This is a genomic window from Mesorhizobium sp. M7A.F.Ca.CA.002.04.1.1 (genome assembly GCF_004022805.1).
In the GTDB taxonomy this organism is placed as follows: domain Bacteria; phylum Pseudomonadota; class Alphaproteobacteria; order Rhizobiales; family Rhizobiaceae; genus Mesorhizobium; species Mesorhizobium ciceri.
Genome location: NZ_RZPL01001187.1, coordinates 1 through 813, shown reverse-complemented (window position 1 = coordinate 813; position 813 = coordinate 1). Strand labels below are relative to the sequence as shown.

The window sequence follows — 813 nt, the reverse complement described above, 5'->3', positions numbered from 1 at the left end:
GCGGCCTAGGCCATGAAGCCCGGCGACTCCATCTGCTTTCCCGCCGGTGCCGCGGCGGGGCATTGCCTGATCAATACCAGCGACGCACTGTGCCGCTATGTCATCGTCGGCGAGCGCAACCCGAATGAAGTGGTCGTCTACACCGCCTCCAACAAGGTGCTGGTACGCGCCCTGGGCCGCCGCGCGATCTTCGATCTCGCAGCCATCCGAACTTACTGGGACGGCGAGAACACCGGCCTTACCGCCGGCGATCCGCTGCCGTCGGATGTGACGGCCGGTGTCACCAAACCCCCGGCCGCGCCGATCCCGCCGATCGCCAGCGATGCTGTCGAATGGAAGGTCGAAGGCGAAGGCCCGCGGTTCGGCGGCCGGTCCAGGCACCTGACTTATGCCGCGCTGGGACGCTCCGACTATCATGTCGGCATGCTGATCGAAGCGCCGGCGCCCGGCATGCGCCTGGCGCCCCGGCACTATCACATGCTGGAAGAGGAGCATGCGCTGATCCTGGAAGGGGAGGTGACGCTGCTGCTTGGCGAGGAGCGCCACGAAATGAAAGCCGGCGACTATGTCTGCTTTCCGGCCGGCCTGGCGGTCGGGCATTCCTTCCTCAACAGCGGCACGGGGCCGTGCCGCTACCTGATGATCGGCGAGAAAAATCCCAACGAGGTCTGCGTCTATCCAGATTCCAACAAGATGGCGGTCGACGCCTTGCGCCGGCGCGACGGCATTTTCGACATGGGAGCGGTGAGGCGGTACTGGGACGGCGAAGAGATGGAGTAGCCCCCGGCTTCACAGCTCCTTCTCCGCCAACTC

At 65.6% G+C, this 813-nt stretch carries 1 protein-coding gene; it reads left to right on the top strand.

Going from position 1 to position 813, the window contains the following annotated elements:
• Positions 1 to 12 precede the first annotated feature (12 nt).
• Complete coding sequence (locus ENZ75_RS33190; protein ID WP_164888241.1) at positions 13 to 780, top strand: cupin domain-containing protein; 768 nt, start codon at positions 13 to 15, stop codon at positions 778 to 780.
• Positions 781 to 813: the final 33 nt, after the last annotated feature.

Excerpts from the sequence above, each read along its gene's own strand:
- ENZ75_RS33190 (WP_164888241.1), top strand. The coding sequence starts at position 13 with ATGAAGCCCGGCGACTCCATCTGCTTTCCCGCCGGTGCCGCGGCGGGG.